The following is a 20320-nucleotide window of genomic DNA, read 5'->3' as shown; positions in this document are numbered from 1 at the left end:
CGGCGCCCTGGACGCGGCGGCCGCCCCGGCCCTTCTGCGCCCCGCGCGCCGCATCAAGCCGGCCAAAGCGGCGCAAGGCTTCGCGGCGTTGGCTCGGCGGGATGCCAGGGCCATGATCGCCCACCACCAGCCGCGCACCATGGTCGGTCATTTCGGCGGCCAGTTCAATCACATGCCCTTGCGCGCCATAGCGCAGCGCATTGTCGATCAGATTGGCCAGCGCCCGGCCCAGCAACTGGCGATGGGCGTGGGCCATCACCCGTGACAGGTTGGGCCGCACCTTCAGTTCCACGCCGCCATCTTCGGCCAGTGGCTCGTACATGTCGGCAAGATCTTCCACCATCTTCGACAGATCGACCTCTTCAAACCGGTCACGGCCGATGCCGGCTTCGGCGCGGCTGATCTCCAGGCTGTTGTCGAGCATGGCGAGCAGGGACTGCGCCTCGGCCGACACCGCATCGAGATCGGCGGCATCGACGACGCTGCCCTGTTTCAGCTTCTCGATGCGCGCCTTCAGCCGGGTGAGCGGCGAGCGCAGATCATGCGCCAGCCCGTCGGTGACGGCACGCAGTTCATCGAGCAGGCCCTCAATGCGCGCCAGCATGATGTTGAAGGCCTGGCCCATGGCATCGAAGGCGTCGGCCGGCGGGCCAGGCGGCAGGTCCACGCGGGCATGCAGCTTGCCGGCGGTCACCTCGCCCACCACGCTGGCGATGCCGCGGGCGCGATCGGCGATGATGCGGGTGATCAGCCGGCTGGTCAGCCAGGCCAGCAGCGCCGCCAGTGGCAGTGCCGCCAGCAGCATGGTGGTGAGCGTGGACTGCAACTGCACTTCGGCTTCCAGGCTGCGGCCGACCAGCAGGCGATAGCCATCGGGCAGCGCACGCGCCGTCACCACATAGGGTTCGATATCGCCATGTTCGGCGTGCATCGCCGGCACCCGGTAAAAGCGTCGATCGGTGGGCACCTTGGCCGGCCAGCGCGCCAGATTGCCGAGCAGCAGCGTGCCGTCGCTGCTGGCGAGGTGGATCACCAGCGGCCCCGGCACCGCCAGTTCGCCATCAAGGATAGTGACGCCGGCTTCGATGCCCTTGCGGCGCCAGGCCTGTTCGGCGGCATCGGCAATGGCGGTGATGCGGGCGCGGCCTTCGGCGTCGAGCTGGCTCTGGGTGGCGCGTTCCAGCAGCAGCAGCAGCAGCGCCGATCCGGCGACCAGCACGAGGAACAGCACGAGGCTGATCCGCGCCGTGGTGGTGCGCGGCAGGAACTGGGCAAACAGCAGGCGAAAGCCGGATGGTCTCCAGCTGGACTGCCCCAGCCGGGGCATCAGGCCGTGACGGTTTCGCCGCCGACGCGATAGCCGGTGCCGCGCACGGTCTGCACGATGTTGCCGGCGCCGCCTTCATCCAGCTTCTTGCGCAGGCGGCTGACATGCACGTCGATGACGTTGGTGCCGGGATCGAAATGATAATCCCACACGCCTTCCAGCAGCATGGAGCGGGTGACGACCTGGCCGCGGTGGCGGACAAGATATTCGAGCAGGCGAAATTCGCGCGGCTGCAGATCGATGCGCTTGCCGCCCCAGAACACGCGGCGGGCAAGCAGATCGAGCTCAAGCTCGCCTTCGACCAGGCGGGTGACTTCGCCGGTGGGCGGGCCGCGGCGCTGCACCGCTTCCAGGCGGGCCAGCAGTTCGGCCAGCTCGAACGGCTTGGTGAGATAATCGTCGGAGCCGGCGCGCAGGCCGCGCACGCGTTCATCCAGGCTGGCCAGGGCGGACAGCATCACCACCGGCGTGCGGTTGCCGGCTTCGCGCAGGCGGGCCAGCAGGGTGAGCCCATCGAGTTCAGGCAGCATGCGATCCAGCACGATGGCGGCATAATGGCCGGCCATGGCCAGCTCCAGCCCCAGCGCCCCGTTCCCAGCCACATCGACATGATAGCCGGCTTCCCGCAGACCCTGCGCGATATGTTCGGCCATGGTGGCGTCATCTTCGACGCACAGGATGCTGCTCATAGCTGTGACTTTATGCCGCTCAAATACGAAAACTCAAGGGGGTGACCCCGGCGACGCGCGTTTTTCTTCGCAGTGCAGCGAGAGCGCTGCTAGTCAGCGGCGACCATCAAATGACGAGACTGGCCCTGCGTGTCTGACCAACTGCCCGACGATGCACCACCGCCCGAGCCCGCCCGGCCGCGCCGGGTCGAGCGGCCAGCGCGCCTGCCGCGGCTGTTCCTGTGGCTGGTCGCCATCGCCATCATCACCGTCATCATCCTTGGCTTTGCCTGGCGCTTGGCCGGCAACCGGCTACTGAGCGCGGCCTTGGTGCCGTCGGGCGACTATGAGGCGACGGCCGCCGGGGTGGCGCCCGATTATTACAAGGCCTCAGGCTGGGCGGCGATGCCCGGCATGGCCAATGATCCCACCGCCTGGCGGCCACAGGGCGCGCCAGCGCAGCCCAAGGGCGACGTGGCGGTGTTCTTCATTCCGCCGACGGCCGCGCTCGACAACCGCCACTGGAACGGGAATTCCGCCGATGGCCTGACCGCGACGCGCCTGGCCGGCTTCCTGCGCACCGAAGCCAGCGCGCTGGCCGATGCCGGGCCGCTGTGGGCCCCGCATTACCGGCAGGCAGTGCTGGGCAGTTTCCTGGCCGACACGCCGGAGACGCGGGCGAAGGCGCAAGCCGCACAAGACCTCGCCTATGGCGATGTGCTCGTTGCCTTCCGCCGCTTTCTGGACAAGCAGCCGCCGGGCAGCCCGATCATCCTGGCCGGCCACAGCCAGGGTGCGCTGCACCTGCTGCGCCTGTTGAAGGAGGAGATCGCCGGCCGGCCGCTCGCCGCCCGCATTGTCGCCGCCTATGCCGTCGGCTGGCCGGTGTCGATCACCGCCGATCTGCCCGCATTGGGCCTGCCAGCGTGCGAGCGCCGTGATCAGGCGCGCTGTCTGCTCAGCTGGCAGAGCTTTGCCGAACCGGCCGACGCGCAGGCGATCATCGACATTTATTACCAGGGCACTGGCATGGCCGGCCGGCCCCGTGCCGGCACCGCCATGCTGTGCAGCAATCCCCTGACCGGCAGCGTCGGCGATGCGGCGCCGGCCAGCGCCAACCCGGGCAGCCTGGTGCCTTCGGCCACGCTCACCGCCGGCCAGTTGGTGACGCCGGGTGTGCCCGCCAAATGCGATCCGCGCGGACTGCTGCTGATCGGCGAGGCGCCCAGCGGCTATCCGGCGTTCGTGCTGCCGGGCAACAATTTCCACGTTTTCGATTATCCCCTGTTCTGGCAGGCGGTGCGGCTGGATGCGGCAGCGCGGGTGGCGGCATGGAAGGCGGAACGCTGATCACGGCCTCGGCGCCGGACTATGCGGCCGTGCTGCCTGACGGTGGCCGGCTGGGCGGGCTGGACGTGGGCACCAAGACCATCGGGCTCGCCACCTGCGACGCCAGCTGGAGCTTTGCCAGCCCGGCCCACACCATCGCGCGCAGCAAATTTGCGGCCGACCTCGCCGAACTCAAGGCCTGGGTGGACAAGGAGCGGTTGCGGGGCCTGGTGATCGGCCTGCCGCTCAACATGGACGGCACGGACTCGTCGCGCACCCAATCGGTGCGGGCCTTTGCGCGCAATGTCGCCGTGCTCGGCCTGCCGGTGCTGCTGTGGGATGAACGCTGGTCCACCGCCGCGGTGGAGCGCGCCATGATCGCCGAGGATCTGTCGCGCGCGCGGCGGGCGGAACGGGTGGACAGGCTGGCCGCGAGCTATATCCTGCAAGGCGCGATTGATGCGTTAGCACGCTGGAGAGTCTGATGAGCTGCCTTAGTCCCGAAGCCCGCGCCGTGCTGTTCGAACATGCCACCGAGCGGCCGTTCACCTCGCCGCTGAATGATGAAAAGCGCAGCGGCGATTATCACTGCGCCGGCTGCGGTGCGCTGCTCTATCATTCGAGCACGAAATACAACTCCGGCTCCGGCTGGCCGAGCTTCTGGGATGCGGTGGAAGGCGCGGTCGGGACCAAGACCGACGTGAGCCACGGCATGATCCGTACCGAAGTCCATTGCGCCGGCTGTGGCGGACACCTGGGCCATGTGTTTCCGGACGGTCCGCCGCCGACTGGGCTGCGGCACTGCATCAACGGCCTGGCACTCGATTTCGTGGCGGATGAAGCCTGATGAAGAAATTGCTTCCCCCGCTCGCCGCGCCGCTGCTGATGGCGCAGGCGCCGCCACCCCAAGTCCCTGCGGCGCTGGCCAACACGTCGGCTGACCAGATCATCGACGCGTCTCCGGCCGCGCACTGGTTGGCGATCGACCCGGATGACATCATGGTGATGGACACCGCGGTGGGCCGCATGGTGGTGCAGCTCGCCCCGCAATTCGCGCCGCAGCACGTCGCCGCGATCAAGGCGCTGGTGAAGGCCGGCCGCTTCGATGATGGCCGCATTGTGCGCGTGCAGGACAATTATGTCGTGCAGTGGGCGGCGAAACCGCTGGACGGCAAGGCGGTGGTGAGCCAGCCGCCGGATGTGCGCGAACAACGTGTGCGGCCTGAGCGGCTGCCGGCGGAATATGAGCGCAGCGCCAGGGGCCTCGCCTTCACGCCGTCGCCGTACAAGGACACATATGCCGAAGCCGGCTGGATTTCCGGCTGGCAGGCGGCGCGCGACGCCAAGGCCGGCACCGCCTGGCTGGCGCATTGTTACGGCACGGTGGGTGTCGGCCGCGACATGCCGCCCGACACCGGCGACGGCGCCGAACTTTACACGGTGATTGGCCACGGCCCGCGCCATCTTGATCGCAACATCGCCAATGTCGGCCGCGTGCTCGCCGGTATCGAGCCGCACGCTGCCCTGCCGCGCGGCACCGAGGCGCTGGGCTTCTACAAGGACGAGAGCAGCCGGGTGAAGATCACCCAGGTCCGGCTCGCCAGCCAGATCCCCGGTTTCCCACGCTGGCAGATGATGGACACGGCCTCGCCCAGCTTTGCTGCCGTGGTGCAGGCCCGCGCCAACCGCACCGGCTTCTTCGTCCGCCCGGCCGGCGCCGCCGATCTGTGCACGCTGAAGGTGCCGGTTCGAGAGGCAAGATGACCCCGATCATCAAGCTGCTGCGCGCCAGCGAATGGTTGCAGTTCCAGGCGGACGGCGTCTTTGCCGGGTCGCCTGACGATTTGCGCGATGGTTTCATCCATCTTTCAACGCCCGGACAGGCGCCGGGCACGCTGGCGAAGTGGTTTGCCGCAGAGGCGGGCGTGGTGGCGTTGACGGTCGATGCCGATGCGCTGGCAGCGGACCTGAAGTGGGAGGAAAGCCGTGGCGGGCAATTGTTCCCACACCTCTATCGGCCGCTCAGGCTGGACGAGGTGGTGGCCGTGAAGCCGGCCTAGCCCCGCTGCGCCGCCTTGGCGCGCTGGAAGCCGTCGCGGGCTTGGGCTCGCTCCCAGAATGACAGGAGATGTGGGCCAACTTCGCCCAGGTGGCCGAGATTGCCGGCAAACAGCAGCGCATAGGCGACCGCGATATCGGCCATGGTGAAATCATCGCCGCACAGCCATGGCCGCCCATCCGACAATGTGCGTTCGGCCCAGACCGTGCGGGCCAGGAACCAGCGCTTGTAATCCTCGGCAACCTTGGGGATGCGGTTTTCCGGCTTTTCCAGCACGGCATAGCGGAACACCAAAGTCTGCGGAAAGGTGAGCGTCGCGTCGGACTGGTGCAGGAAGTTGAGATAGGCGCCATAGCGCGAGTCATCCGGCAGCACATGCAGGCGGCCCGCCCCATCCCGCCCATAGCGTTCCGCCAGATACTGGCAGATGGCAGCGCTCTCGGTCATCTGCACGTCACCATCGGTGAAAAAGGGGATGGTGCCGAGCGGGTTGATGTCGAGCCAGCCCGGCTCCATCCAGCGCGGCGGGAAGGGCAGCAGCACCAGCTCATAGGGCAGGCCGAGTTCTTCGAGCGCCCACAGCGGCCGGAAGCTGCGCGCATCGCGGCAGTGCCAGAGTTTCATCTCGCCCCCCTTCGCAAAGCCGAAATGGCTCCCATATTCATGACTGCTTAAACTTCGCCCAGCAATCTCGGCATAATGAACAGGATTGTCTTCTCCATGGTCGAAAAGCTGAAACTGGCCGGTGGTGTCGCGCTCGGGCTGCTGGCCGGCGTCGGCCTGGCGGTGGGTGTCGCCCGCATTTCCGACACCGGGCATGTGGCGGCCCAGATTCCGCCGATGGACACGACCGACGTGCCGCGTGCCGTGCCGGCCGCCGGCCAGGTCGCCCTGAGCTTTGCCCCGGTGGTCAAGGCCGCCGCGCCGGCCGTCGTCAACGTCTATACCGCCAAGGTCGATCGCCGCCCGCGCAGCGCCAATGAAGCCTTCATCCAGCAATTCTTTGGCGGTGCCCCCGTGCAGCCGCGCGTCTCGCAATCATTGGGATCGGGCGTCATCGTTGGCGCCGATGGCCTGATCATCACCAACAACCACGTCGTCGATGGCGCCGACCAGATCCTGGTCGCGCTCGCTGACCGTCGCGAGTTCAAGGCCAGGGTGCTGTTTGCCGATCCGCGCCTCGACCTGGCGTTGCTGAAGGTGGATACCGGCGGTGCCGTGCTGCCGGTGATCCGCATGGCCGACAGTGACCGGGTGGAAGTGGGCGACGTCACGGTGGCCATCGGCAACCCGTTCGGCGTCGGCCAGACGGTGACGACCGGCATCGTTTCGGCCCTGGCCCGCACCGGCATCGGTGTTTCGGATTGGCAGTTCTTCATCCAGACCGATGCCGCGATCAATCCCGGCAATTCGGGCGGTGCGCTGCTCGATGCGCGCGGGCGGCTGATCGGCGTGCCCACGGCGATCTACAGCCGCGATGGCGGATCGAACGGCATCGGCTTTGCCATTCCGTCGAAGATGGTGCGCGTGTTCCTGAATGCGGCCGAAAAGGGCAAGCTGGTTTCGGGCTGGATCGGCGTCGAAGGTGAGGCGTTGACCGCCGATACGGCCAAGCAGCTCGGTCTCGACCGGCCGGGCGGCCTGCTGGTGACGGCGGTGGTGCCGGGCAGCCCCGGTGCGCGCGCCGGCATCAAGCCCGGCGATGTGCTGCGCAGTGTTGATGGCAAGGAAGTCGCCAATGGCGGCCAGCTGCGGTACAGCCTTGCCACTGAAGGCGTGGGCAAGACGCTGTCCGTGCAATTGTGGCGGAACGGCGCCAACACCCAGGTGCCGGTGACGCTTGCGCCGCCGCCCGAAAATCCGCCGCGCACCATCACCCGCATCGCTGGCCGCTCGATCCTGACCGGCGTGACCGTGGCCAACCTGTCCCCGGCCTATGCCCAGGAATTGGGTGCGGGCCTGCCCGAACAAGGCGTGGTGGTGGTGGCGATCGACCAGGGCGCCCCGGCCGCGCAGTTCCTGCGCCCCGGCGCGCTGATCGAAACGCTGGGCGGCCAGCCGGTCCGATCGGTGGCCGATGTCGTGCGCCTGTCGGGGGCGGGCGCACTGCTGGTGCGCTTTGCCGTGGGTGACCAGCGCGCCGAATGTGGGGTCAACAATCTGGGTGGCCTGTCCTGCCGCAGCTGATCACCTGCCGGACATGATGGCGGATTTCCGCCAGCGACAGAGGGTGAAGGCGTGTAGTTGCAGGGCATGACAGCCCTTCCGATGAAGAGACACGCCATGTTCACCCTCTCCCGCCTGTCCAGTCCGCTGGCCGATCTGCTTGCCATCACCGCTGCCGACGGCACGCTGCACGCGCTGGATTTCGCCGACTATGCCGAGCGGTTGCACCGCCTGTTCGTCCGCCACCACCGGGGCGCCACGCTGACCGAAGGGCCGGCCCCTGCCGCACTCAGCGCCGCCGTCACCGCCTATTTCGCCGGCGACATGGCCGCGCTTGATGCCGTGCCGGTGGCCGGCATCGGCAGCACCTTCCAGCGCCGCGTCTGGGCCGCCCTGCGCCAGATTCCGGCCGGAGAAACCCGCAGCTATGGCCAGCTCGCCGCCGCCATCGGCCAGCCGTCCGCCAGCCGCGCTGTCGGCCTGGCCAACGGCGCCAATCCGATCGGCATCGTCGTGCCCTGCCACCGGGTGATCGGCACCAGCGGCGCATTGACCGGCTATGCCGGCGGCGTGGAACGCAAGGCCTGGCTGCTCAGGCATGAAGGGGCGTTGGCCCCGCTGCTGGCCTGAAAGGGCCTCAACGCCCGGCCATAGCAGCGCTGGGCCACGCCGACCACTGACATCCCCTTGCCGCGCCGCCCCTGTCGGTCATCACTTGCGGTGCTGGCCGGCTGAGGCTCAGCCTTCGAATTCCATGATTACCGCATCCACGGCCAGGCTATCCCCCGGCTTGGCCAGCAGTTTCGCCACCGTGCCGGCCTTTTCGGCGCGCAGGATGTTCTCCATCTTCATGGCTTCCACCGTCGCCAGCGGCTGGCCGGCTTCGACCTTGTCGCCTTCGGCCACCGCGATGGAGACGACCAGGCCCGGCATCGGGCAGAGCAGATATTTGCTCAGGTCGGGCGGCACCTTGGGGATCATGAAGCGGGCGAGTTCGGCGGCGCGCGGGGTGAGCACGCGGGCCTTGTGGCTGGCGCCGCGGGTGGTGAGCAGCGTGAAGCTGCCCTTCCGGGCGACGCCGATGGCAACGGGTGCGGCGTTGATGGTGCCGGTGAACAGGCTGTCTCCCACGCGCCAGCCCGATTGCACGACCAGATCACGGCCATCGATCAGCACTTCATGGCTGCCGGCCTCGCCGGTCACTTCCACCGGCACCTGCTCGCCATCGAGTTCGACGACCCAGTTGATGCCATAGATGGCGCCGTCGCCCGACAATTGCCCGTCGATCAGCTGCTCGCGCGCAACCGTCTCGGCCTGGATGATGGCGGCAGCGGCGATCAGCGCATCACGGGTTTCGGGCGCGACCGGGGCGCCGTGGAAGCCGTCGGGATATTCCTCGGCGATGAAGCCGGTGGTGACGTTGCTGCCGGCCTGGAATCGGCCGTGCTGCATGATCGCCGACAGGAAATCGATGTTGTGATTGATGCCCTTGATCAGATAGCGATCCAGCGCCTGGCCTTGCGCGGCGATGGCGGCATCGCGGGTCGGGCCCCAGGTGATCAGCTTGGCGATCATCGGATCATAGAACATCGAGATTTCAGCGCCTTCGACGACGCCGGTATCGATGCGGACCAGGCGGCCTTCCTCGTCGTGCCCGGCTTCCGGCGGCTGGCAGCGCGACAGGCGGCCGATGGAGGGCAGGAAGCCGCGATACGGGTCTTCGGCATAGATGCGGGTTTCGATGGCGTGGCCATTCAGCTGCACATCGGCCTGGCTGAAGGGCAGTTGCTCGCCGGCAGCGACGCGGATCATCAGCTCGACCAGGTCGAGGCCGGTGATGCACTCGGTGACCGGATGCTCCACCTGCAGGCGGGTGTTCATTTCGAGGAAGTAGAAGCTGCGATCGGCGCCGGCGATGAACTCCACCGTGCCGGCGCTGAAATAGCCGACGTTGCGCGCCAGGGCGACGGCCTGTTCGCCCATTGCCTTGCGCATTTCCGGCGTGACGAACGGGGAGGGAGCTTCTTCGACGACCTTCTGGTGGCGGCGCTGGATCGAGCAGTCGCGTTCGTTCAAATAGATGATATTGCCCTGTTGATCGCCAATCAGCTGGATCTCGATGTGGCGCGGCTGTTCGACGAACTTCTCGATGAACACGCGGTCATCGCCGAAGCTGGCGAGCGCTTCGCGGCGGACCGAGTCAAAGCCTTCGCGCACGTCGGCTTCGCTCCAGGCCAGGCGCATGCCTTTGCCGCCACCACCGGCACTGGCCTTCATCATCACCGGGTAGCCGATGCCATTGGCAATCTCGACCGCATGATCGGTGCCGTTGATCTCACCGACGAAGCCGGGAACCACGCTCACCCCGGCGGCCTTGGCGCGGCGCTTGGATTCGATCTTGTCGCCCATGGCGGCGATGGCGCCGGCTGGCGGCCCGATGAAGGCGATGCCGGCGGCTGACAGCGCTTCGACGAAGCTGGCGCGTTCCGACAGGAAGCCATAACCGGGGTGAACGGCTTCGGCGCCGGTGGCCTTGCAGGCGGCGATGATCTTGTCTGCAATCAGATAGGATTCGGCCGCCGGGGATGGGCCGATGTGCACCGCTTCATCCGCTTCGCGCACATGCAGCGCCTGGGCGTCGGCATCGGAATAGACCGCCACCGTCTTGATGCCCATCGCCCGCGCCGTGCGGATGACCCGGCAGGCAATTTCACCACGGTTGGCAATCAGGATCTTCTTGAACAAGACGCACGCCTTTCGGTGACAAGGTCCTGCCTGCTCCATAGCGGTGCGGCGCGGCCATGCAACATATCGATTTTGGCGATGACCGCGACAAAGAGGCTTTGTTTCCCACACGTGGCCGTCTGGGGCATCACGGTGACATCGAAATCTGCCCCCCGATGCAGTTTCGACATGCGCGGCTGGCCTCTTCCCCCACCCCGGCCGCCAGCGCATCGTTCCCGGCCGGCGCTGCCCGCTCTCCCCCGCAGGGCGGCGCCGGCTTCCCTCTGGGTCTGAACTCAATGAGTCCAAACGCCGTCACGAAGCCATGAGGGCCGATGGGAGTGAGCGAGTGCAGCCGGGTAGCAGCGCTACCCGGCAATCGAGCGAGCGCGCCATCGGCCCTCATGGCTTCGCCCTCCGGGTGGGCTGGAGAGACAATATGGCGTCGTTGCGGTCGCTTGCCGGGGGGCGAAGCCCCGCCTGCGCGCCCGCGCCTAGCCATGTTGCTTCTCCAGCCCATGCCGGCAGTTGGATTTATTGAGCTCAGACCCCAAAGCAAAAGGGCCGGCGCATGGCACCGGCCCTTTCGGGTTCAGACCAGAAACCTGGTGTCAGCGGGTTGAGGCGACGGCAACTGCACGCTGTGCGCGGGCGGCTTCGAGCTGCGGCGCAGCGGCCTTCATCGCGTCGGCGCGGCAGGCATCGAGATCGGCGAGCTCATCGCGGCTGAACATCACCGGCATACCGCACAGGCGCACCATCGCCACCGACATCCGCTTTTCGAGCGCGCGCTGGCCAGCGGCGGTGGCGAGATCGAGATCGGCGATCTGCACCCGCACCTGCGATTGTTCATAACCGCGTTCCGCCGCCACAGCCGGCACCGCCAGAGTCGCTGCAACAACCAGAGCCATCATCACGCGCATCTCGAACCTCCCATAACACTTGATGGAGGCATGATGCGGCGATTGTCACGTCAATGCAACAAGAATGTCATCAAACTGTCATTGATACGTCATTTTGCCGTAACAAGACCGTCATCCTGGCTGGGCGATCATCAGCCACAGCGCCGCCAGCAGCGGCACTGTGGAAATGAGGCCCCAGAAAATCCACTTTCTGGACAAGGCTTTATAGGCATCAGGCACAGGCGCATCGTCGAATTCGCGGGCCAGGCGGGCGGCCTTGATCTGGATCGGCACGATCAGCCCCATCCAGATCAGCCCGGCCGCGAAGAAACAGACCTGGGCCCACAGCAGCCAGCCACCGAACAAATCGAATCCGCCTTCAATCGCAAGGCCATAGCCGCCGATCATGGTGAGGATGACACCCCACACCGTCATCGACCAATCGGTGTAGGTGATCAATTTCTGGGCAAAGGCCAGCACCGCCGGCCGGCCGTCACGATCGGCGAAATATTTCCATATCGCGGTGACGGTGATGTTGCCCATCAGCATCACCACCCCGGTGATGTGCAGGAATTTCCAGACGAGATAGGTGTCGGGCATCACGCCCCCTGTTCAGAGGGGGATATTGTCATGCTTTTTCCAAGGATTTTCCAAGGTCTTGTTGCGCAACTTGCGCAGCCCCAGCGCAATCCGCCGCCGCGTCGAATGCGGCATGATCACTTCATCGATGAAGCCCTTCGATGCCGCCACGAACGGGTTGGCAAAGCGGGCCTCATATTCGGCCGTGCGCGCCGCGATCTTCTCCTTGTCGCCGATGTCCTGGCGGAAGATGATCTCCACCGCGCCCTTGGCGCCCATCACGGCGATTTCGGCGGTGGGCCAGGCATAGTTCAGGTCGCCGCGCAAATGCTTGGAGGCCATCACGTCATAGGCGCCGCCATAGGCCTTGCGGGTGATGACAGTGATTTTTGGCACGGTGGCTTCGGCATAGGCGAACAGCAGTTTGGCGCCATGCTTGATGATGCCGCCATATTCCTGCGCCACGCCAGGCAGGAAGCCGGGCACATCGACGAACGTCACGATCGGGATGTTGAAGGCGTCGCAGAAGCGCACGAAACGCCCGGCCTTCTTGCTGGCATTGATGTCAAGGCAGCCGGCCAGCACCATCGGCTGGTTGGCGACGATGCCCACCGTGTGGCCTTCGATGCGGGCGAAACCGATGATGATGTTGCCGGCATGGCCGGGCTGCAGCTCGAAGAATTCACCGTCGTCGGCGACCTTCTGGATCAGCTCGTGCATGTCATAGGGCTTGGCGGCGCTGTCGGGGATCAGCGTGTCCAGGCTGTTGTCCACCCGCAGCGGATCATCGCTGGTCGGCCGGAACGGCGCGTCCTCGCGGTTGTTGAGGGGCAGGAAATCGAAGAACTGGCGGGTGCGCAGCAGCGCGTCGATGTCATCCTCCAGCGCCAGGTCGGCCACGCCGGATTTGGTGCTGTGGGTGATGGCGCCGCCCAGTTCCTCCTGGGTGACCACTTCGTTGGTCACCGTCTTCACCACGTCGGGGCCGGTGACGAACATGTAGCTTGAATCCTTCACCATGAAGATGAAGTCGGTCATCGCCGGGCTGTACACAGCGCCGCCGGCGCACGGGCCCATGATCAGGCTGATCTGCGGCACCACGCCCGAGGCCAGCACATTGCGCTGAAACACTTCGGCATAACCGCCCAGCGACGCGACGCCTTCCTGGATGCGCGCGCCGCCTGAATCGTTGAGGCCGATCACCGGCGCGCCAACCTTCATGGCCATGTCCATGACCTTGCAGATCTTCTGGGCGTGGCGTTCCGACAGCGAGCCGCCGAACACGGTGAAATCCTGGGAGAAGACGAACACCAGCCGGCCGTTGATGGTGCCGCTGCCGGTCACCACGCCGTCACCGGGAATGACCGTGTCCTGCATGCCGAAATCGGTGCAGTTGTGTTCGACATACATGTCGAGCTCTTCGAAGCTGCCGGGATCGAGCAGGATATCGAGCCGCTCGCGCGCCGTGAGCCGGCCCTTGGCATGCTGGGCGGCGATGCGCTTTTCCCCGCCACCCATGCGGGCGGCAGCGCGGCGACGTTCGAGTTCTTCCAGTTGCTTCAGCATGGGTGGCTCTCCCCCAAGGGCGGCGTTGCCCATCCCCCTAGCAATTGCCGCGATGGGGGCAAGAGGCGATTGGTCACCCTGCTAACAGGCGCAGGAAGGTGACGGCACCCGCCAGATCGGCACGCCGGGCGCTTTCGGCCTTCGCGGCCAGCGCGTCGCGGCCCCAATGTATTTCCTGCCAGCGCGCATCGACATGCGCGATGTCATAGGCGGCGTCGGACTCGAGTTCGCCGGCCGCCACTGCCAGGCCAAGCACGGCAGAGCCGGTGATGGAGACGATGGCATCGAGCGGGGCCAGCTGGAACGGCGTGAACGCGGCAAAGGCCGCCTGGATGCGCGCCAGCGTCGCCGGCGGCTGGGCGACGTGCATCACCCCGCTGGTGATGGTCAGCCCCACGTCATAGCGGCGGGAGAGCCATTCCACCCAGGGATCCCAGGCCTCGGCCTGCGCGGCCAGCAGCGAGGCCGGCCCATCGGCGCGATAGGCGATCAGCTCGCTTTCGGCGTAGGCGGCCAACCGGCGGGCAAAACCCGTTGGGTCAGGCGCCACCCGGTCGATGGCGGCATTGGCCGTGCCGGTGAGCGGCATCGTGCGCGGGTCGATCGTTTCGCCCTGGCCCTGCCATTCGCCTGCAACCGCTGCGGCCAGCGCCCGTGACGGCAGCTCGAGCAGTGCCCGTGCCGGTGTGCGGACGGCCCGGCCATCGAGTGCGATGCAAAACGGTCCTTCGCCGGTGACGCTGGCTTGCCGGTAGAATCGCTTCACTTGCGCGTCAGCCCCAGGTGCCGCGGCCGCACCAGCAGCGAACAGCCGCCGACCAGCACCACCGCCAGCCCCGGCGCCTGGCCGACTTCGCGGATCATCCAGACGCCGGCCGCCATCACGGCCAGGCCGGTCAGCCGCACGGCGAGATAGACGAGATAGCGTCTCTTGGCGTCTTCGGCGGGCAGGGGGGCGTTGCTCATGGCTTTGCTCTACCCCCGCCTGCCGCGCCACAGCAAGACGAAGGCCAGGCCGAACTGCAGCACGGCGGCCACCCAGAACAGGCCGCTGGCAACCTGCCCGTTGTCGCCCGCCGCCGCGCTGCGCCGCGCCAGCACGACAAACACGCCGCCGAACGCCAGTGACAGGATCGCCATGATCCGGCCCAGTCGCCGCAGCCGGGCGATCATTTCGCCGGAACCGGGCGGCTCGTCCTCAGCCATTCAGCAGCGCCAGCAGGTGATCGGCATCATCGGCGACATCGGCAGCGCCGGCATCGAGCAGCTCGTGCGCATCGTGATAGCCCCAATCGACACCGATGCTGCGCACGCCGGCGGCCTGGCCCATGGCGATATCGAAAATCGTGTCGCCGATCATCACTGCCTGGGTCGCCTGCGCCCCAGCCTCCGCCAGCGCAGCGCGCAGCATCGATGGGTGCGGCTTGGACGGATGCCGATCGGCAGTCTGCAGCGAAACGAACAGATGGTGGATGCCGTGATGTTCGAGCGCCAGCTTCAGGCCACGGTCCGACTTGCCGGTGGCCACCGCCAGCAGCCAGCCATCGCCGTCGAGCGCATCGAGCAGACGGCGGATGCCGGGGTAAAGCGGCTCGGCATCCAGCGCCTTGTCGGCGCGCAGGCGCTGGAAGGCGGTCTTGTAATCCTCGGCCAGGCTGAGATGCAGATCAGGCTCGGCCTCCGGCAGCAGGGCCTGCATGGCCTCCACCAGCGACAGGCCGACGATGCGGCGGGTGGCGTGGCTGTCGGGCGGGGCAAGTCCGTGGCGCTGGAAGCTCGATTCCATCGCCCGGATGATGTTGACTTGGCTGTCGATCAGCGTGCCATCGCAATCGAAGACGGCGAGTTTCATGCCAGAGTCTTTCCGTGTCTTGCCTTCCGGATGGCCTCGGCGCCGGCCGTCTCGCCCAGCCGCTCCAGCGCCGCGATCACGCCGGCCGCATCGGCTTCGCTGCGGTTCTGGCTGGCCTTCAAGGTCGTGCGGATGGCGGCGGGGGTGAGTTCATAGCCGGTGATGGCGCGCATCATCGCCTCGGCGCGGGGGCGCTCCATCTTGGCCATGGTCCAGTCCTCCCCCACGCGCGGCTCGAAGGTGGCGGAGGCGAGATTGAGCAGTGCTTCCAGTTCCACCATGTCCATGGCCCGCACCGGGCCTTCCACCTCGACCGCCTGGTAATTCCAGGTCGGCACGTTGTTGGCCGGCGCCTCATACCAGTTGGGCGAGACATAATGGCCAGGCCCGCCCACACTGACGAGCGCGGCGAGGCCATCGAGATGCTTCGCCAGCGCATTGCCATTGGACAGGTGGAACATCAGCGTGCCGGCCGCCGTTACCAGCACCGGCGCGTGGGCCACACGCGGGCCGTCGGGCGTCGCCCCGAAGATATGCGCAAAGCCGTACGCGGCAACGAAGGCCAGCGCGTCCTCGTCATGGCGAAAGGCAGCATTGGGATGCATGCGCCGCCCCATAGCCTATCAGCAGCGGGAGTCGACTTTACGTTTACGTCAACCTAGCGTGGTGAAATGACCGATCCGCCCCCTTTGCTGCCCATCCCTGCCGGCGCGATCAGCACGGCGCCACGCGACGCTGATGAAATCAAGGGCCTGCGTTATCCGCTGGGCCGCTGGGTGCCGGGGCCAGGCGAGGCCGAAGAAGTGGCGCCGGGCATCTTCTGGGTGCGCATGGGGCTGCCGTTCGGTCTGGATCACATCAATCTGTGGGTGCTTGATGCCGGAGACGGCTGGGCGATCGTCGACACCGGCGTGGGCCTGCCGGCCAGCAAGGCGGCCTGGGAAGCGCTGTTCGCCGGCGCGCTGAAAGGCAAGCCGGTCAGCCGTGTGATCGTCACCCATTATCACCCCGATCATCTCGGCATGGCCGGCTGGTTGTGCCGCAAGTGGGACGTGCCGCTGGAAATCACCCGCACCGAATATCTGCTGGCGCGCACGCTGATCCTCGATGTGCGCGACGCGCCGCCCGATGAAGCCATCGCCTTTTCGGTGCGCGCCGGCTGGAGCGAGGAGCAGGTCGCGGCGATGAAGGCCAAGGCCTGGGGCAGTTTCGGCAAGATCATTTCCAAGATGCCGGCCGGATTCAAGCGGCTGCGCGATGGCGATGTGCTGAGCATCGGCCCGCGCCAGTTCACGGTGGTGGTCGGCCGCGGCCATGCGCCCGAACATGCCTGCCTGGTGGCCGACGACGTGATGATCAGCGGCGACCAGGTGCTGCCGCGCATCACCTCCAACGTGAGCGTCTATCCCACCGAGCCTTATGCCGATCCGCTCGGCGACTGGCTGGAGAGCATCGAGCGGCTGCGCGCCATTCCCGATCATGTGCTGGTGCTGCCCGCCCACAACGAGCCCTTCTACGGCCTTCACGCCCGCCTCGACCAACTCGCCGCCGATCACCACGGCAAGCTGGAGAAGCTGGAAGCCTTCTGCGCCGAACCCCGCACCGCCGTCGATTGCTTCGCCGCCCTGTTCCGCCGCCCGATCGGCGAGGCGGATTATGGCCTGGCCACCGGCGAGACCGTCGCCCATCTGCATTGGCTGGAAGAACGCGGCCGGGTGAAGCGATTGAAGGATGGCAGCGGCGTGGACCGCTTTGTGCGGGCCTAACCCTTGGCCTTCGTTTCAGCGATTGCGCGGCTTTCGGCCATCAACGGACGTGAGACGGGGCAGACCTGCTGTAGATAACTATTGAGCGTGGTCGCCAGATTTTCCTGCACGATCGCATAATGCACGAACTGGCCACGCTTTTCAGAGCGGACAAGACCGGCATTCTCCAGCACGTTCAGATGCTGCGATATGGCCGATTTCGACATGGCAAAGCGCTCGGCGATCTGGCCGGCGGTGAGCTCGCTGTGGGCCAGATAGGCCAGGATCCTGCGGCGCGGGGTTGAGGCCAGCGCTTCGAAAACCTTCTCGATCATCCCCTGCATTTAAGTGATCGCTTCAGCACTTGCAAGCGAGGCCATAAATGAATTAAGCGATCACTTAAATACTGAAGAGGTGAGTCGTGCACCACGATGTCCATGCAGACGATCCCCACGCCGTGCACCGTGTCGACGGCGCCGGGTCTGATGCCCTGGCCGGCCAGGTGCGCTGGTCCCCGGCCAACAGCCTGTGGAATGGCTTAATGCTGGCGGCCGCGCTGCTGGCACCGTTCCATGCCACGCCGGGTGCGCTGCTGCTGGGGCTCGGCACCACGGCAGCTGGGCTGCTGCTTGGTCATTCGGTTGGCTATCATCGCCTGCTCATCCACCGCAGCTTTGCCTGCCCGCGCTGGCTGGAGTGCGTGCTGCTGTTGGTGGGCGCCCTTGTCGGCATGGCGGGGCCGCTTGGCATCATCCGCCAGCATGATCTGCGCGACTGGGCACAGCGCCAACCCGAATGTCACCCCTATCTGTCACAGCATAATCCGTGGTGGCGGGATGGCTGGTGGCAGCTGCATTGCCGGCTTGTGCTGGCCCAGCCGCCAGCGATCAACCTTGGTCAGGACGACAACGGCTTCAATCGCTGGCTGGAGGCGAGTTGGCGCTGGCAGCAACTGCCACTGGCGGCGCTGTTCTGGTGGTGGGGCGGTCTGCCCTGGCTGCTGTGGGGTGTGGCCGTGCGCATCAGCGTATCAGCCACCGGCCATTGGCTCGTCGGCTGGTTCGCCCATAATCGTGGGCCGCAGCACTGGCTGGTTGAAGCGTCTGGCGTGCAGGCGTTTGACGTGCCGTGGGCGGCGTTGCCCACAATGGGCGAGGCCTGGCACAATAATCATCATGCTTACCCCGGATCGGCGCGCATCGGCCTGCATCCGGGGCAGAGCGACATCGGCTTCGGCTTCATCCAGCTGCTCTGGTGGCTGGGCCTGGCCTGGGATATCCGGACGCCGGAGACTTTGGGCGAGCGCGCCGGCCTGACCCTTGTTCAGCGCGCGGTTGCCATCTCGTAGAGAAAATCAACAAACCCCGCCGTCGCCCCGGCCAGGCCCTGTACGGCCGGATTGCTGCTTTCGATGACGAAATATTCGTCAGGCGCGTGGGCGCCGCTGCCGTGGCCGAGGCCGAACTGGCCGGCGGGCAATGAGACCGGCGGCTGGGTGAAGACGCTGCCTGGCCAGCTGCCGGCGAGGCGCGGGTAGAGCGTGGCGCGGGCGCCAAAGCGGGCATAGACGGCCTGCTGGGCGCGGATCACGCGGCTGTCCTCGGCGGTTTCGGTCGGGTCATAGCCGCCGCTCACCACCACCTCGATATCGCCAAAACCGCGCTTGGCGAGGTGGGCCTTCAGCTTGGCCTCGGCTTCCTTCTTGGTCTGGTTGGGCACCAGGCGGCATTCCAGCTTGGCCTCGGCGCGGCCGGGCAGCACGGTCTTGCCGCCAGGCCCCTGATAGCCGGCGACCAGGCCCTGGATGTTGACGGTGGGCTGCGCCGCCAGCCGCTCCAGGCTCTGCTGCCATGGCTCGTTGTTGATCCACATCTTCACGCCATAGGCCGCCTTGGCCTGGTCCTCGCTCTGGCTGGCGGCGGTCTGCGCGATCAGCTCCTTCTCGCGCGCGGTCAGCGGCCGCACATTCTCGAACCAGCCGTCGATGGCCGGGGTGTGGCCATCGGCTTCGACCAGCGTGTTCAGCGCCTGGACGAGATGCCAGACCGGTGAATCCACCTGGGCGTGCAGGCTGCTGTGAATGTCGCCTTTCGGCCCCTTGCCCCAACGCTCGCCACTGGCGATCAGCTGGAATTCCAGCGGCCCCTTGGCGCCGAGGTTGATCGACGTGCTGCCATCCTTGCCCTGCCAGGCGCTGGGGATGATGATGCCGTCGCATTTCTTCAGGGCGGCCAGCACCTCGGGTGCCTGCACGATCTGGTGGAAATTGGGGGAGGCGATTTCCTCCTCGCCCTCGGCCACCAGCACGAGGTTCACCGGCAGTTTCTGCCCGGCGGCGCGGAACGCATGCAGGGCGGCCAGGAAGGCGGCTTCCGGCCCTTTCTGGTTGATGGCGCCGCGGCCGACGATGGCCTTGCCCCAGCCCGGCTTGTCGATAATGCGCGCCTCGAACGGCGGGCTCGACCATTCGGCCGGGTTCACCTGCTTGACGTCATACATGAAATAGACGCCCATGGTGCGCTTGGCCCCGGCATCGAGCGTGGCGAAGATGCCGGGGTGGCCGCTGGTCGGCATGCGCTTGATCATCTGGAAGCCGGCGTCCTTGAGCAGCCCCATGGTGTAGGCGCAGGCTTCTTCCATCTGCCAGTTTTCCGCCGCGATGCCGGGATGCTTGATCCAGTCCTGGATGCGGGCGATGTTGTCCGGCAACTGGCTGTCGATGGCCGCGCGGATCTTTTTCTGGGCAGCGGCGGCCGGTGCGGTGGTGGATGATGTGGCGGCGCGCGCCAGCTGTGGCACCAGCAGGGCCGCAGCGCTGCCGGCCAGCAATTGGCGACGATCGAACCGGTTCATCAAATCCCCCTTCTGGCCGGAATCGGCCCTGCCCTGGTGTCAAGCCAGCCATACACAAATGACCGCGATGAAGGGCAGATTAGGCTTTTTCAGAGGCCGGAAAAGCCCTTGTTGCATGCTGCAGTGCGGCACCCTTGGATGCTGCGCTGCAAAACTGTCAGGCCGCTGTTACGCAGTGTTACGGCGACAGATTGACACATGCGGCGGTTTGGGTAAGGGGTGATTCTGCTGCGGCGTCCTGTCGCGATCCTGTTCGGATCGGCCCGTCGGTGGGGCGCACAGCAGGGATTGGGTCGCACGTGCTCGTTGCCCATTCCGGCAAACAGGCGGGGGAGGCGGGGGCCGTTCGGTCCGGCGACTTTTCCGAATGGGAGAGGAGTATAACATGGCAGAAGATACCAAGGTCTACCCGACTGGGCTGACCGAGAAGGAAGCGATCGAGATCAACGAGGGCCTCAAGTGGGGCACCCGGATCTTCGGCGCGATCGCCGTCCTGGCGCACATCCTGGCGTTCGCTTTGACGCCGTGGCTGCACTGAGATCAGGGGAGA

24 protein-coding genes are annotated in these 20320 nt (G+C 66.5%); 10 read left to right on the top strand and 14 right to left on the bottom strand.

Features of this window, described 5'->3' with window-relative positions:
- Together GJ693_RS02575 and GJ693_RS02570 are read right to left on the bottom strand one after the other, a co-directional pair.
- On the bottom strand, window positions 1-1327 hold a 1327-nt coding region (locus GJ693_RS02575; protein ID WP_156254765.1), incomplete at its 3' end, for a sensor histidine kinase.
- Window positions 1327-2016, bottom strand: coding sequence for a response regulator transcription factor (locus tag GJ693_RS02570; protein ID WP_156254764.1), 690 nt, complete (start codon window positions 2014-2016; stop codon window positions 1327-1329). The genes GJ693_RS02570 and GJ693_RS02575, both read right to left, overlap by 1 nt.
- A gap of 129 nt (window positions 2017-2145) precedes the next feature.
- Between GJ693_RS02570 and GJ693_RS02565 the strand changes: the two genes are divergently transcribed.
- From GJ693_RS02565 to GJ693_RS02545, 5 genes are read left to right on the top strand one after another with little or no spacing between them, the layout of a single operon-like run.
- Entirely contained in the window at window positions 2146-3345 is a 1200-nt protein-coding gene (locus tag GJ693_RS02565) for a DUF3089 domain-containing protein (RefSeq protein WP_328598812.1), read from the top strand.
- Entirely contained in the window at window positions 3342-3809 is a 468-nt protein-coding gene (gene ruvX, locus GJ693_RS02560) for a Holliday junction resolvase RuvX (RefSeq protein WP_156254775.1), read from the top strand. Before GJ693_RS02565 ends, ruvX begins: the two co-directional genes overlap by 4 nt.
- The gene (gene msrB / locus GJ693_RS02555) at window positions 3809-4171 is read left to right on the top strand and encodes a peptide-methionine (R)-S-oxide reductase MsrB (RefSeq protein WP_156254763.1); all 363 of its coding nucleotides are present in this window, start codon (window positions 3809-3811) and stop codon (window positions 4169-4171) included. Before ruvX ends, msrB begins: the two co-directional genes overlap by 1 nt.
- Window positions 4171-5088 carry a peptidylprolyl isomerase gene (locus GJ693_RS02550; RefSeq protein ID WP_156254762.1) on the top strand — a complete coding sequence of 306 codons (918 nt, stop codon included), beginning with the start codon at window positions 4171-4173 and terminating at the stop codon, window positions 5086-5088. Before msrB ends, GJ693_RS02550 begins: the two co-directional genes overlap by 1 nt.
- Window positions 5085-5384 carry a DUF952 domain-containing protein gene (locus GJ693_RS02545; protein WP_156254761.1) on the top strand — a complete coding sequence of 100 codons (300 nt, stop codon included), beginning with the start codon at window positions 5085-5087 and terminating at the stop codon, window positions 5382-5384. The genes GJ693_RS02550 and GJ693_RS02545 overlap by 4 nt, the downstream gene beginning before the upstream one ends.
- On the opposite strand, the gene GJ693_RS02540 is transcribed toward GJ693_RS02545, so the two are convergent.
- The gene (locus GJ693_RS02540; protein WP_156254760.1) at window positions 5381-6007 is read right to left on the bottom strand and encodes a glutathione S-transferase family protein; all 627 of its coding nucleotides are present in this window, start codon (window positions 6005-6007) and stop codon (window positions 5381-5383) included. The genes GJ693_RS02545 and GJ693_RS02540 overlap by 4 nt on opposite strands.
- 75 nt (window positions 6008-6082) lie before the next feature.
- Here GJ693_RS02540 and GJ693_RS02535 point away from each other — a divergent pair, with 75 nt between their 5' ends.
- Entirely contained in the window at window positions 6083-7570 is a 1488-nt protein-coding gene (locus tag GJ693_RS02535; RefSeq protein ID WP_156254759.1) for a Do family serine endopeptidase, read from the top strand.
- 66 nt (window positions 7571-7636) lie between these two features.
- A complete protein-coding gene (locus tag GJ693_RS02530; protein WP_235902572.1) occupies window positions 7637-8179 on the top strand; it encodes a methylated-DNA--[protein]-cysteine S-methyltransferase in 543 nt (180 codons plus the stop codon).
- A 108-nt stretch (window positions 8180-8287) separates the two neighbouring features.
- On the opposite strand, the gene GJ693_RS02525 is transcribed toward GJ693_RS02530, so the two are convergent.
- The 9 genes from GJ693_RS02525 to GJ693_RS02485 form a co-directional block, all read right to left on the bottom strand.
- Window positions 8288-10294 (bottom strand): acetyl-CoA carboxylase biotin carboxylase subunit, encoded by a 2007-nt coding sequence (locus GJ693_RS02525; protein WP_156254758.1) that lies wholly within the window; start codon window positions 10292-10294, stop codon window positions 8288-8290.
- A 590-nt stretch (window positions 10295-10884) separates the two neighbouring features.
- Window positions 10885-11196, bottom strand: a complete 312-nt coding sequence (locus tag GJ693_RS02520) for a UrcA family protein (RefSeq protein WP_156254757.1) — start codon at window positions 11194-11196, stop codon at window positions 10885-10887.
- A gap of 111 nt (window positions 11197-11307) precedes the next feature.
- Complete coding sequence (locus GJ693_RS02515; protein WP_156254773.1) at window positions 11308-11775, bottom strand: DUF2269 family protein; 468 nt, start codon at window positions 11773-11775, stop codon at window positions 11308-11310.
- 12 nt (window positions 11776-11787) lie between these two features.
- The gene (locus GJ693_RS02510) at window positions 11788-13320 is read right to left on the bottom strand and encodes an acyl-CoA carboxylase subunit beta (RefSeq protein ID WP_156254756.1); all 1533 of its coding nucleotides are present in this window, start codon (window positions 13318-13320) and stop codon (window positions 11788-11790) included.
- A 73-nt stretch (window positions 13321-13393) separates the two neighbouring features.
- Window positions 13394-14086, bottom strand: coding sequence for an ATP12 family chaperone protein (locus GJ693_RS02505; RefSeq protein ID WP_156254755.1), 693 nt, complete (start codon window positions 14084-14086; stop codon window positions 13394-13396).
- On the bottom strand, window positions 14083-14286 hold the full coding sequence (locus GJ693_RS02500) for a hypothetical protein (protein WP_156254754.1): 204 nt from the start codon (window positions 14284-14286) through the stop codon (window positions 14083-14085). Before GJ693_RS02500 ends, GJ693_RS02505 begins: the two co-directional genes overlap by 4 nt.
- A 9-nt stretch (window positions 14287-14295) precedes the next feature.
- Complete coding sequence (locus GJ693_RS02495) at window positions 14296-14526, bottom strand: hypothetical protein (protein WP_156254753.1); 231 nt, start codon at window positions 14524-14526, stop codon at window positions 14296-14298.
- Window positions 14519-15172 carry an HAD-IA family hydrolase gene (locus tag GJ693_RS02490; protein WP_156254752.1) on the bottom strand — a complete coding sequence of 218 codons (654 nt, stop codon included), beginning with the start codon at window positions 15170-15172 and terminating at the stop codon, window positions 14519-14521. Before GJ693_RS02490 ends, GJ693_RS02495 begins: the two co-directional genes overlap by 8 nt.
- Window positions 15169-15777 carry an FMN-binding negative transcriptional regulator gene (locus GJ693_RS02485; RefSeq protein WP_156254751.1) on the bottom strand — a complete coding sequence of 203 codons (609 nt, stop codon included), beginning with the start codon at window positions 15775-15777 and terminating at the stop codon, window positions 15169-15171. Before GJ693_RS02485 ends, GJ693_RS02490 begins: the two co-directional genes overlap by 4 nt.
- 66 nt (window positions 15778-15843) lie before the next feature.
- On the opposite strand from GJ693_RS02485, the gene GJ693_RS02480 reads away from it, so the two are divergent.
- Window positions 15844-16938 carry an MBL fold metallo-hydrolase gene (locus GJ693_RS02480; protein WP_197041909.1) on the top strand — a complete coding sequence of 365 codons (1095 nt, stop codon included), beginning with the start codon at window positions 15844-15846 and terminating at the stop codon, window positions 16936-16938.
- Here GJ693_RS02480 and GJ693_RS02475 read toward each other — a convergent pair.
- Window positions 16935-17252 (bottom strand): metalloregulator ArsR/SmtB family transcription factor, encoded by a 318-nt coding sequence (locus tag GJ693_RS02475; RefSeq protein WP_235902570.1) that lies wholly within the window; start codon window positions 17250-17252, stop codon window positions 16935-16937. The genes GJ693_RS02480 and GJ693_RS02475 overlap by 4 nt on opposite strands.
- An 86-nt stretch (window positions 17253-17338) precedes the next feature.
- Between GJ693_RS02475 and GJ693_RS02470 the strand changes: the two genes are divergently transcribed.
- Window positions 17339-18265 carry an acyl-CoA desaturase gene (locus GJ693_RS02470; protein WP_197041908.1) on the top strand — a complete coding sequence of 309 codons (927 nt, stop codon included), beginning with the start codon at window positions 17339-17341 and terminating at the stop codon, window positions 18263-18265.
- On the opposite strand, the gene GJ693_RS02465 is transcribed toward GJ693_RS02470, so the two are convergent.
- Entirely contained in the window at window positions 18241-19770 is a 1530-nt protein-coding gene (locus tag GJ693_RS02465) for a M20/M25/M40 family metallo-hydrolase (protein ID WP_156254750.1), read from the bottom strand. The genes GJ693_RS02470 and GJ693_RS02465 overlap by 25 nt on opposite strands.
- A gap of 385 nt (window positions 19771-20155) precedes the next feature.
- On the opposite strand from GJ693_RS02465, the gene GJ693_RS02460 reads away from it, so the two are divergent.
- On the top strand, window positions 20156-20308 hold the full coding sequence (locus GJ693_RS02460) for a light-harvesting protein (RefSeq protein WP_156254749.1): 153 nt from the start codon (window positions 20156-20158) through the stop codon (window positions 20306-20308).
- Window positions 20309-20320 lie beyond the last annotated feature (12 nt).

The sequence above is a fragment of the Sandarakinorhabdus oryzae genome (assembly GCF_009733735.1).
GTDB lineage: Bacteria > Pseudomonadota > Alphaproteobacteria > Sphingomonadales > Sphingomonadaceae > Sandarakinorhabdus > Sandarakinorhabdus oryzae.
The sequence above is the reverse complement of the archived record's forward strand: the minus strand, read 5'-3'. Positions and strand labels throughout refer to the sequence as shown.

Bases quoted from the DNA above. Each gene is read 5' to 3' on its own strand.
- GJ693_RS02570 (WP_156254764.1), bottom strand. From the start codon at position 2,016: ATGAGCAGCATCCTGTGCGTCGAAGATGACGCCACCATGGCCGAACAT.
- GJ693_RS02490 (WP_156254752.1), bottom strand. From the start codon at position 15,172: ATGAAACTCGCCGTCTTCGATTGCGATGGCACGCTGATCGACAGCCAA.
- GJ693_RS02465 (WP_156254750.1), bottom strand. From the start codon at position 19,770: ATGAACCGGTTCGATCGTCGCCAATTGCTGGCCGGCAGCGCTGCGGCC.
- GJ693_RS02550 (WP_156254762.1), top strand. From the start codon at position 4,171: ATGAAGAAATTGCTTCCCCCGCTCGCCGCGCCGCTGCTGATGGCGCAG.
- GJ693_RS02475 (WP_235902570.1), bottom strand. From the start codon at position 17,252: ATGATCGAGAAGGTTTTCGAAGCGCTGGCCTCAACCCCGCGCCGCAGG.
- GJ693_RS02520 (WP_156254757.1), bottom strand. From the start codon at position 11,196: ATGCGCGTGATGATGGCTCTGGTTGTTGCAGCGACTCTGGCGGTGCCG.
- GJ693_RS02485 (WP_156254751.1), bottom strand. From the start codon at position 15,777: ATGCATCCCAATGCTGCCTTTCGCCATGACGAGGACGCGCTGGCCTTC.
- GJ693_RS02535 (WP_156254759.1), top strand. From the start codon at position 6,083: ATGAACAGGATTGTCTTCTCCATGGTCGAAAAGCTGAAACTGGCCGGT.
- GJ693_RS02545 (WP_156254761.1), top strand. From the start codon at position 5,085: ATGACCCCGATCATCAAGCTGCTGCGCGCCAGCGAATGGTTGCAGTTC.
- GJ693_RS02460 (WP_156254749.1), top strand. From the start codon at position 20,156: ATGGCAGAAGATACCAAGGTCTACCCGACTGGGCTGACCGAGAAGGAA.
- GJ693_RS02510 (WP_156254756.1), bottom strand. From the start codon at position 13,320: ATGCTGAAGCAACTGGAAGAACTCGAACGTCGCCGCGCTGCCGCCCGC.
- GJ693_RS02500 (WP_156254754.1), bottom strand. From the start codon at position 14,286: ATGAGCAACGCCCCCCTGCCCGCCGAAGACGCCAAGAGACGCTATCTC.
- GJ693_RS02495 (WP_156254753.1), bottom strand. From the start codon at position 14,526: ATGGCTGAGGACGAGCCGCCCGGTTCCGGCGAAATGATCGCCCGGCTG.
- GJ693_RS02480 (WP_197041909.1), top strand. From the start codon at position 15,844: ATGACCGATCCGCCCCCTTTGCTGCCCATCCCTGCCGGCGCGATCAGC.
- GJ693_RS02515 (WP_156254773.1), bottom strand. From the start codon at position 11,775: ATGCCCGACACCTATCTCGTCTGGAAATTCCTGCACATCACCGGGGTG.
- GJ693_RS02540 (WP_156254760.1), bottom strand. From the start codon at position 6,007: ATGAAACTCTGGCACTGCCGCGATGCGCGCAGCTTCCGGCCGCTGTGG.
- GJ693_RS02530 (WP_235902572.1), top strand. From the start codon at position 7,637: ATGACAGCCCTTCCGATGAAGAGACACGCCATGTTCACCCTCTCCCGC.
- msrB (WP_156254763.1), top strand. From the start codon at position 3,809: ATGAGCTGCCTTAGTCCCGAAGCCCGCGCCGTGCTGTTCGAACATGCC.